Origin of the sequence: Mesorhizobium sp. M4B.F.Ca.ET.089.01.1.1, from assembly GCF_004022605.1 — a bacterium.
Taxonomy (GTDB): domain Bacteria; phylum Pseudomonadota; class Alphaproteobacteria; order Rhizobiales; family Rhizobiaceae; genus Mesorhizobium; species Mesorhizobium abyssinicae.
This window is the reverse complement of sequence record NZ_RZOS01000214.1, coordinates 1-9,445: the sequence shown is the minus strand read 5'-3', so window position 1 is coordinate 9,445 and position 9,445 is coordinate 1. Positions and strand designations below refer to the sequence as shown.

General features: G+C 61.7%; 8 protein-coding genes. 3 read left to right on the top strand and 5 right to left on the bottom strand.

Annotated elements, in window-relative coordinates; all coding sequences use genetic code 11:
• Positions 1-974 (bottom strand): DUF3095 domain-containing protein (locus EN780_RS19765; RefSeq protein ID WP_245500026.1); only part of this gene is annotated, 974 nt, incomplete at its 3' end.
• Positions 975-1,067: 93 nt separating this feature from the next.
• On the opposite strand from EN780_RS19765, the gene EN780_RS19760 reads away from it, so the two are divergent.
• On the top strand, positions 1,068-2,156 hold the full coding sequence (locus EN780_RS19760; protein WP_127284754.1) for a glycosyltransferase family 4 protein: 1,089 nt from the start codon (positions 1,068-1,070) through the stop codon (positions 2,154-2,156).
• Entirely contained in the window at positions 2,153-2,917 is a 765-nt protein-coding gene (locus EN780_RS40710; RefSeq protein WP_127284753.1) for a polysaccharide deacetylase family protein, read from the top strand. The genes EN780_RS19760 and EN780_RS40710 overlap by 4 nt, the downstream gene beginning before the upstream one ends.
• Position 2,918: 1 nt before the next feature.
• Here EN780_RS40710 and EN780_RS19750 read toward each other — a convergent pair whose 3' ends face one another.
• The 3 genes from EN780_RS19750 to EN780_RS19740 all read right to left on the bottom strand — a co-directional run bounded on the left by EN780_RS19750 (position 2,919) and on the right by EN780_RS19740 (position 7,263).
• On the bottom strand, positions 2,919-3,773 hold the full coding sequence (locus EN780_RS19750; RefSeq protein WP_127284752.1) for an MBL fold metallo-hydrolase: 855 nt from the start codon (positions 3,771-3,773) through the stop codon (positions 2,919-2,921).
• 128 nt (positions 3,774-3,901) lie between these two features.
• Positions 3,902-4,357 (bottom strand): cyclic nucleotide-binding domain-containing protein, encoded by a 456-nt coding sequence (locus EN780_RS19745; protein ID WP_127284751.1) that lies wholly within the window; start codon positions 4,355-4,357, stop codon positions 3,902-3,904.
• Between the two features lie 191 nt (positions 4,358-4,548).
• Complete coding sequence (locus tag EN780_RS19740) at positions 4,549-7,263, bottom strand: ABC transporter ATP-binding protein (protein ID WP_128275067.1); 2,715 nt, start codon at positions 7,261-7,263, stop codon at positions 4,549-4,551.
• Positions 7,264-7,527: 264 nt separating this feature from the next.
• Between EN780_RS19740 and EN780_RS19735 the strand changes: the two genes are divergently transcribed.
• On the top strand, positions 7,528-8,199 hold the full coding sequence (locus EN780_RS19735; protein WP_128275066.1) for a class I SAM-dependent methyltransferase: 672 nt from the start codon (positions 7,528-7,530) through the stop codon (positions 8,197-8,199).
• Positions 8,200-8,236: 37 nt separating this feature from the next.
• Here EN780_RS19735 and EN780_RS19730 read toward each other — a convergent pair whose 3' ends face one another.
• Positions 8,237-9,388, bottom strand: a complete 1,152-nt coding sequence (locus EN780_RS19730) for a glycosyltransferase family protein (RefSeq protein WP_128275065.1) — start codon at positions 9,386-9,388, stop codon at positions 8,237-8,239.
• Positions 9,389-9,445: the final 57 nt, after the last annotated feature.

Genomic DNA, 9,445 nt, shown 5'->3' with positions numbered 1-9,445 from the left:
ATCCGTTGCAACACATCCGCGTCGACGTCGATGGTCATCTTCAAGCCGTCGTCGAACTTGCGGAAATCCGAATTGCTGGCCACGTCACGTTTGTAGACCTTCGGATCGAAACTGCCGATCGTCCAGCCATATCTATCGGTGACGGCCGTGAGCGTCATCAGGAACATGACCCACAGCTTCGTTAGCCAGCGCCGTCCTGCCGGGGCCGTGGCGCGCGCCTCGATATCGAGGCCGGCAGGCAGCAGGCTGTAGTCCGGCCCGTTCACCGGTACCGGGTGGCCATCGCGTTCCTGCCTGCCGGCAAGGGCGATGATGTCAGACGCCAGAAACTGAAAACCGCGCAAGTCGCGCGACGCCCCCGGTATGGCTATGATCGAGACGATTTCGCCGTGCCGGGCTTCGATCGGGTTCCAGCGGCAGGAGAGGCCGGTCAGATCCGGCCGCGCGCCAGCCGGCGCAGGATCGATGCGGTAGCGCCCCGCTTTCATCTCGGCTTCCGCCCAACTGCCGCCACCGCCGGCGAACATCGCATAGAAGACCGCTTCGGAGGCTTGAAATCTCGCCACGCGAACGTCGCGGCCTTGCGCCCTTATGTCTTTTATCGGCACGATTGCGGCACGCAGGGTCAGGTCCAGTTCGTCCGCCACCCATCTCTGCACATCCGCCAGCGCGTTGCGGGTAACCCCCAGCGCCGAGCCGGGAAACGCCACCAGCGCGCCGTCGCCGCCGAAGACAAAGGGAAGGTCTTGCCGGCCCAGCGCATTGAGCAGCGCCGAAATGACGCTGGCGCCGGCCATGTTGACGGTCTTGTAGCGCCCAGCCTCGATCGCCTTGGTCGAGCCGACGATGTCGGCCGTGGCCAGCGCCCAGCCATCGGGGAGAGGCCGATAGTTGTCGATATCGGCAACGCTTTCGAACTTGGCGAAGACCGGCAGAGAAGCGACAAACGGGTCGGACGCGGCGGCTGTTTCCATGAGCATGAGATAGCACATTTCCACTGCTTGAAGGTGAAGTCGATCGTGCTGCGAAATTGACTTGCGCTGGCTTTGCGATGATAGGGTCCGGAAATGCGAATTGCCTTCTACGCGCCGCTGAAGTCACTCAATCATCCCGTTGCCTCCGGCGACCGCCAGATGGCAAGGGCGCTGGTCAAGGCGCTGGAGCGCGGCGGGCATAGCGTCGAACTGGCTTCCGAATTGCGCTTCTATCTACGCGAACCGGAGTCGAAAAGTTTCCATGCGCTCAAGATCGAGGCCCGAGCGGAAGCCGCGCGGCTGGCAAGGCTTTGGGATCGTGACGGCAAACCCGGTCTCTGGTTCACCTATCATCCCTATTACAAGGCGCCCGACCTGATCGGGCCAGAGCTGGCATCGGCCTTTGCCGTCCCCTATGTGACAGCGGAAGCCTCCTATTCGAGGCGGCGCAACACCGGCTTGTGGGCCGATGCGCAAGCGTCGGTGGTGCGAGCCGTCGAACAGGCGGCGCTGAACATCTGCTTCACGCAAAGGGATCGTCAGGGACTGGCAGAGGCGATACCCGATGCCGCTCTGGGCATGCTTTCGCCCTTCATCGACACATCGGCATTCCGGGAAACGCCGACACGGGGCTGTCCGACGCGCCTCGTTACCGTCGCCATGATGCGCCCGGGCGACAAACTCGAAAGCTATCACATGCTGGCGCAAGCGCTCGGCTCGATCGGCCACCTGCCCTGGACCATCTCGGTCGTCGGGGACGGGCCTGCGCGTGAAGAGGTCAAGGCACAATTCGCGGGCCTGCCCGCCGACCGCGTCGAATGGCTTGGCGCGATTGAGCCAGCCGCCGTGCCGGATGTCCTCTACGGTGGGGGAATTTACGTCTGGCCGGGTTTCGGCGAGGCCTATGGCATTGCCTATCTTGAAGCACAGGCCGCCGGCCTTCCGGTGGTAGCCCAGGACATCGCCGGCGTGCCGGAGGTCGTGCGGGATGGCCAGACCGGGTTTCTCACCCCGCCGGGCGATGTGGCGGCATTCGCTTCCGCCATTGAAAGGCTCCTGACCCGGAACGACGAAAGAACCATCATGGCCGCGGAAGCCAGACGCTTCACCCTCGAAGAGCGTTCCCTCGGTGCGGCGGCTGCGTGTCTGACCGAACTTCTTGCGAAGATCCCGGTTTCATGACACCCGATCGGATCTGGCAACCCCTGGTGGAAGACCTAGCGCGCTGGCAACGGGCGGGCCGCAAGGCAGAGTTCTGGCTGCGCGACGATGACGCCGTGGATCCGACGCCCGCGCTTGACCGGCTGCTCCGCCTCACCGGTGAATTCGCGGTTCCGGTCACCCTGGCCGTGATTCCGGCCCGGACTGATGAGAAGCTTGTCGTCCGGCTTGACGAGGCGCCGCATGCCACGGTCGCAATCCATGGCTGGGCGCACCGGAATCATGCGCCAGAGGACCAGAAAAAGCAGGAGCTCGGCCCGCATCGGCCGCGCGAGGCGGTGCTCGATGACCTGGCGCGCGGGCTGTCGCACGTAACCGGCCTGCATGGCGCACGTGCCGTTCCGATGCTGGTGCCACCCTGGAACAGGATCGACGCCGGCCTGGTTTCCGACCTTGGATCGATAGGATTTACGGCATTGTCGGTCTATGGGCCGCCGAAGCCGGCTTCGCTGGCGGTCATCAACAGCAATGTCGACATCATGGATTGGCATGGCACGCGCGGTTGCCGCGATCATGGCCTGTTGGTTCAGGCTATCGTCGCGCAACTGCAGCAGGCATTCGATGGCGGCGAACCGGTCGGCCTGCTCACCCACCATCTCGTACATGATGAATCGGCCTGGCTTTTCCTCGAACGGCTGTTCGCAGTCACCGCACAGGCTGAAGGCTGCGCATGGCTTCCGATCAGGACATTGATCGGGCGCAGCGCCGGCAAAGGAAAATAGCTCAGCGCTTTTTATGCGATGAGACGGGAAATTCGAGCGTCTGGCCATCCCGCGCGGCAAAAGCGCCTGCAAACCTGTCTTTGGCCAATTTCTCCATCTCGTCCAACTGATCGTCGGTGCGCGACGGATCGTGGTGAAACAGCGCAAGCCCCCGCGCGCCGGCAGCCTCACAGAGCTTGACGCCCTGTTGCCATGTCGAGTGCCCGTTACCGCGATAGCGCTCCATTTCCTCTTCGGTGTAGGTGCAATCGTAAATGACGAGGTCGGCATCCTCGATGAGATCGAGGATCGCCTGATCGAGCTGGCCCGGCTCGTGCTCGGTGTCTGTGATCACCGCCACGACGCGGCCACCCCATTCGACCCGGTAGCCTATGCAGCCACCGGGATGGGTGAGACTGCCGGTTCGGACCACCACTCCTTGGCGCGGCCGAAGCACGTCTCCGGATACGAAATCGCGATAGTCGAGGCTTGCCTTGCAGACATCCAGTCTCACCGGAAACCAGGGCGGCCGCATGAACTCATCGACCATCTGCCGGGTCGTCATGCGTCCCGCAAGATGCCCGGACCAAAGCCTGAGTTTGACGCTCCGGTCATACATCGGCTTAAAGGCCGGCAGCCCGATGATGTGATCGTAATGACAATGCGTGAAAAACAGGTCGAAATCGGTCACGCCCGACGCCCGAAGCGCCCAGCCGGCAGGCCGCAGGCCAGAGCCCGCGTCGAATAGAAGCGTATGCTTGCCGCATCGCATCTCGATGCAGATTGTGTTGCCGCCATAGCGAGAGAATTCTGGCCCCGATACCGAAATGCTGCCGCGCACGCCCCAAAACCTGACCAGGAAAACGTCGTCGTCCATGCAAGCCCTTCGTAGTCCCCCTCGGCCATCGTAGCCAAACAACTGCTGCTAGGCGAGAAAGGTTTTCCTCCTGATGACCTTGTCCGTGAGAGGCCCGTGCCATCACGACGGCAAGGATCGAGCGCAATTCATTCGTTATTGGCGCTTCGCGCGTCGATCAGATCCGCGGTCGTATGGCTCAGGCGATCGGCAAGAACCCGAACCATCTCGATGGTCATTTCCGGGAACTCCTTCATAAGCCTTAGGAAATGATCCTTGTGAATTCTCAAGGCTTCAACCGGACTTGCGGCTCTGACGGTGGCCGTGCGGGAGCTGTTGCACAATATGGCGATCTCGCCAACGATCGAATTTGGCAGCAGTTCGGCAACTTTTATCGGTCCGCTGTCGGAATCGACCAGAATATCCGCCCTGCCTGAAAGGATGACATAGGCCGCATCTCCCTCATCACCCTGCCGGAAAAGGATCTGGCCGGCGGCGTAGCTCACGCGATCGGATGTGAACGCAAGCAGCTTGAGCTTTGTCGGCTCTATGCCAGAGAACAAGGGAACGCGTTGCAGCATTCCAACCTCATCCTTGAGCAGCATTGTCGCGAACCTTCCCAAAACTCACGTCTGCGAGACTAGAACAACCGACCCCCAGATAGGATCAATTCTGTTTCCGGGTAGCGGGACGAACCACGCGAAAGGTGGCGGGCCCGATCAGCCGGAAACCCGAATCCCTTGACCTTGCCACAAGTTCCCACCGGCAGAATGATCCCATCTGAATGTCCAATGCTCTATGATAGCAGTTCCTTGAAGATACCGCTCTCCGCCAAAAGTGTCTCGTGTGTTCCGTCTTCAACCAATTGGCCCGAGTCGAAGACGACAACGCGATCGAACATCATCCCCATTGCCGGATTCGTCACCACCCACACAATTGCCGGCGAATGGCCGTCGCGTCTGGCCTCCTCGAGCACGTTTTGCAGCACCTTGTCCTGCATACGCTGGTCGAGCGCCGACAGCGGCCGGTTGAGAATGAGAAAATCGGGACGCTTGAGCAGGGCCCGGGCGACGTCGAGCTTCTGGCGCTGTCCACCGGTCAGCCGCCTGCCGCCGGAACCGACATTGAAGTCCAGACCGACATCCAGAACTTCGGCATAGAGCCCCAGCTCGTCAAGAATGTCATAGACGATGGAGCGTATGCGGTCCGGCGCGTCGGGATGGTTGTTGCCCACGCGGCCGAACAGGACATTGTCCATGACGGTAGCCGCGGCGATGTATTTGGCGGGATCATACCGTTCGACCGCATTCTGCAGCTCGGGCGGAAGGTTTTCATAGAATCCGTTGCGCGCAGCCACGATCTTGCTCATCAGCTCGTCGCTCAGCAGGCCGAAGCGATGCCGGGGCTCGATATAGGCAAAGCTCAAGGTGACGATCATGGCGCGATCGTTCTCGGAGACCGCCTCGTAGGGACGGTTCTTGAGCCGTTGCAGCAAGGTTTCGTAGGCGGGTATCTCCTCGGCGCTCATGAAGGCGAGCTGCTGGAAGAACTGGTGATCGGGCGGCAGGTCGGCAAACAGCTCGATCGCCTGGTCGGCGATCTCCATGCCCATTTCGTAGAGCGTGCGGTCGAGGCCGGCCTGGCTCAGCACAGAAGCAAAATACGGATTGGCCGCCAGAGCCCTGTCGGCCAGTTCGGGGCCGGCGGCAGCGCCGAAGAGCAGGTTCTGGCCGATCGTTGCTTCCTTGTTGTAGGCGCCCGGTTCGAAAGGAACCACCAGTCCGCTCAGCCCTTCGTGTTCCAGCCGCGTTCGCAGCGCCGCACGCAGTTCGACGATTCGCCTGGCAAGCTCCGTGTGACGCGTCAGGTCGGCCGAAGAGCGCAGGCCAAGATCCAGAATGTCGCGCGACAGAATAACCGCGTCGAGCACCCGGCGCACGGCTTCAAAGAGGTCGTGCGGGCCGGTAGCGCCGGCGGAAGCGTAGTCGATCCAGTCGCTTTGGATATCATGATCGGGATTGCCCGACCGGCGCGCCTCGTGGATGTTCCAGCGGCGCTGGTCCGCCGCAGCGCCGTCGTAAGTCACCGATGTCAGCGGGGCATGCTTCAACCCGTAGAGCAGGTTGTCGCGGAGGCTTGCCTGGAACAAGAAAACATCCGACGAGGCATAGGACATGCGCCGGCCGGTCACTGCTTCGGGGAGTTCAAGCAGGTCGTGGGCGCCCGAAGCGACCTTGCCGCCTTTCGGCCGGTTCAGCCGCGCGAAGGCTTCCGCCAGCGCCTCCGCTCCACCTGTTGCGGTACTGACCAGCGCCACCGTCTCACCCGGCTTGACCTGGAGGGAGATACGGTCGAGGAGCAATGCACCGCCATCGTCCGCTACCGACAGACCGATCGCCGACAGCGTGTCGGTCATCGGCCCGGGGGCGTCGATCGTCAATGCCCCGATTGTCGGTGCAATGACACCGTCGACGGTGAACTGTTCGACGACCTGCTGATATTTGACCTGGACATCCTGCCGCGCCTGATCCCAGTCGATCAGTTCCTTCATCGGTCCGGGCAGGTCCTTGTAGGCGCCGATCACGGCCACGAGCTGGCCGACGTCCAGCCGCCCCTCGATGACCAGATACCCGCCGATCATGTAGAACAGGAAGGGCGTCAGCTGCGCGAGAAAATTGTTGAGGAACTTTACCATGAATTTCCATTGGTAAAGATCGAAGCGGATCTTGAAGATGAGCCCGAGCCGGGCAGCTATGTCGGCGCGCTCGTAGTTCGAGGTGTCGTGGACGTGAACCGCGCCGATGCCGTCGACGATTTCGCCAACCCGGCCCGAAAGCGCGCGCGCCGTAAGCTGCCGTTCGCGACCGAGCACGATGAGCCGCCGCCGCATTCGCGGGATCAGCACGATCTGGATCACCACGATCACGACCGCTATCGTTCCGAGCCAGAAATTCTGGACCATGATGAACAGCATGGCCGTCAGCGCCTGGCCGCCGAGCAGCACCGGCTGCAGGAAGGCGTCGCCGATGAAGCCGCCCAGCGGCTCCACCTCGTCCTTCACCATGGTCGCCACTTCGGCGGATTTCACCCGTTTGAAGTAAAACGGCGGAAACCGCAGCACTCGATCAACCAGATCGAAGCGGATACGCCGCAGCATGCGTTCGCCGAGGCGGCCCTTGTAGGTGTTGATGTAGAGTTTGAACAAGCCGTTGATGACGACCAGCAATAGGAACACGACGCTTAGGGCAAGCAGCGTCGCCGAGCGGTCGAGCTGAAAGCCGGAGAAGAACTGGACCTCGCCAATGAACGGCAGGTCATAGTGCAGTCTCATGAATGGCTGGGTGGCGCCCGGTTGCTCGAAGCCTTTGCCTTGGATCGGGCCGTTGACGATCAGCTTCGGCAGGTCGAAGGACATGAAATACGGGATCATCGAAAGCAGGACGATCATCAATATCCAGAGCTGCTGCTTCCTGGTGTGCCTCCAGATATAGCGGGCTAGGCTGGGTTCCATATGCGACTGTGGGTCCTTCAGCTGGAAGGATGCAGGATGTGAGAGCACCTGCCGGCGAAGGGCGCATCGGCAAGGTCTTCGTCGCCAAAGACAAGCTCGCAGCCGCAGCCCACCCAGGACGCCTTCGGTCCGGACAGATGCAACCGGCCCTCTCCGGGCAATGGCGAAGCGGCTAACAGCATAATCACGTCCCGGATCAAACAGCCTTGCGGGGGGCAAGATTGCGTTGTGTCGCCCGAAATCCCACCATACAAGACGACTATGATGGATGTCACGCAACCACGCAATGCCGCCTTGGACGGGCACGAGCAGGCCCTGGACCTTACGCGGGGAATTGCTGCCTATGTCAACCACCCTCTCGTGAGCGGGCTGGCGCGCGTCATCGCCAAGCATCCGCGGGCCGACATCGCCAACGCCTTCAACCACAAACAGGTCGCCTGCAAGATGTGGGCGCTCGACAGGCTTTTCGAAAGCTGCGGCCGCCGGTTCGAGCGCATATGGGTGCTGGGTGGATGGTACGGCGTATTGCCGGCAATGCTTTTCAACGACGCCCGTTTCGACATAGCGGCGGTCGATAGCATCGACATCGATCCCGAAGTCGGCGCGGTGGCACTGACCCTCAACCGGGAAGCCGGCGACCGGTTCCGGGCGCTGACGGACGATATGTACGCACTCGACTATGCGGCCGGGCAACCCGACCTTGTGGTCAATACAAGCTGCGAACACATAGCCGATCTCGGCGCCTGGCTTGCTCTGCTTCCGCGCGGCACGACTGTCCTGCTGCAATCGAACGACTATTTCAGCGAGCCGACGCACATCAACTGCGTGGCTTCACTGGCAGCCTTCGAAGCCATGGCGGCGCTGCGCGAGATCAGGTTCTCCGGCGAGCTGTCGACGAAGAAATATACGCGCTTCATGCTGATTGGAACTGTTTGAAGCGCTTTGCGCGTCTCTAACCCGGACGCGACCCGCGTTAGGATTTCAAGGACCAGGCTCGATGCCGCTCACGCAGGATTTGCGCCGCGTGATGCGCGCCTTCCAGGTCGAGGCGATGCGCGGATGGCGTCGGCGCCCCAAGCGCCTGTTCGATCGCTTGCGCCAAACCTTCAGGCGTTAAATCCTGTTCCGTCAGCACCGTTGCAAGACCGAGTTCTTCGAGCATCAGGGCGCGAACCGTTTGTTCGGTCTCCCCACCGGCTGCAAATGGAACCAGCAGGGAGCGGCAACCGGCGCGCAGGACATCGCAGACCGTGTTGTAACCCGCCTGCGAGACCGACAGGCGGGCGCCGGTCAGCAGGCTGGCGAAATCCTCGCGGAATCGGAAGATGGACAGCCCCGGCGTGGCATCGTGCGCGATCGCGTCAAATTCGTCTTTCGGCAAGTTTGGGCCGGTGATCAAACACCATTTCCAAGCGTTGTTGGCATTCCTTGCGGCGGCGATGGCGGAGCTGACCAGGTGTTTTCCGGCAGCGCCGCCGCCAACCGACACCAGAACGTCGAAGCGCTCGGAGGCCGCGGGCGGTGGCGGCGCGGCAACGAGCCCCGTGTAGGTGACCTCGGCTGTGATCGCCCCAGCCAGTGGAAATGTCTTGTCGATGGTTGCGAAAGCCGGATCGCCGTGAACCATGACAACGTCGAAATGCCTGTTGATAAGATCGACCGTTTCCTCGTTTCGGCCCGGCTTGACGCGCTCCTGAAGGATATCACGGACAGACGTCGCCAACAGCGGCCTGGGCGATGTCGCGTCGATGGCCTCGATCAGCGGCATGAGTTCGAAACGCATCTGCCGGCGTCCAAATGGAAACGCCTCGATCATGACGATATCAGGCCTGCAATCCCGAAATGCCTGCAGCAGCATCTCTGAACGCCGCTTCTTGAAATCATCGTCGATGGGTTTGCCTTGCAGGTCGACAAGGCCGGAAAATCCTTCATCACTTGAGGTGACAGGTGGCAGGATTACCGACTTTACCCCCGGTCCCGGAAATCCCGCGACCGGCGCTCCGCCGGTCACGACGGTGACGTCAAACCCATCATCGACCAGAGCCGCCGCGATGCGGCTGGTGCGCGCGAGATGACCGATGCCGAGCAGGTGCTGGACATACAAGAAGGCGCGCAGCCGCATCATTCGGCAGCCTGCCACTCCTGTTGGAACAGCTGTTTGAGCTGCCCAATGCTTGCCATA